The organism is Mesorhizobium sp. M4B.F.Ca.ET.089.01.1.1 (assembly GCF_004022605.1).
In the GTDB taxonomy this organism is placed as follows: domain Bacteria; phylum Pseudomonadota; class Alphaproteobacteria; order Rhizobiales; family Rhizobiaceae; genus Mesorhizobium; species Mesorhizobium abyssinicae.
The window spans coordinates 1-460 of record NZ_RZOS01001395.1; the positions used below are offsets into that span (position 1 = coordinate 1).

Here is a 460-nt window from a genome sequence, read left to right on the forward strand (position 1 = left end):
GGACCGGCCCGCCACATTCCGGTCCTTCTTGCCGAAGTGCTGGAGGCGCTGTCGCCCAAGGCCGGCGATCTGATCGTCGACGGCACCTTCGGCGCCGGCGGCTATACCAGGGCCATCCTGGCAAGCGGTGCCTCGGTCGTGGCCATCGACCGCGATCCCGATGCCATCGCCGCTGGGCGCTCGCTGGAACAGCAATCAGGCGGCAGCCTGACTCTTGTCCAGGCGCCGTTTTCGATGCTCGATGAGCATGTCGAAAGCGCCGACGGCGTGGTGCTCGACATCGGCGTCTCCTCCATGCAGCTCGACCAGGCCGAGCGCGGCTTCTCGTTTCGCGCCGACGGACCGCTCGACATGCGCATGGCGCAGGCGGGCCTCAGCGCCGCCGATGTCGTCAACAGCTTCAAGGCGGGCGACCTTGCCCGCATCTTCGGCTTCCTCGGCGAGGAGCGCCATGCCGGCC

1 protein-coding gene is annotated in these 460 nt (G+C 68.5%); it reads left to right on the forward strand.

What is annotated here, in order from left to right:
• Positions 1 to 15: 15 nt before the first annotated feature.
• On the forward strand, positions 16 to 460 hold a 445-nt coding region (gene mraW, locus EN780_RS37655; RefSeq protein ID WP_128276660.1), incomplete at its 3' end, for a 16S rRNA (cytosine(1402)-N(4))-methyltransferase.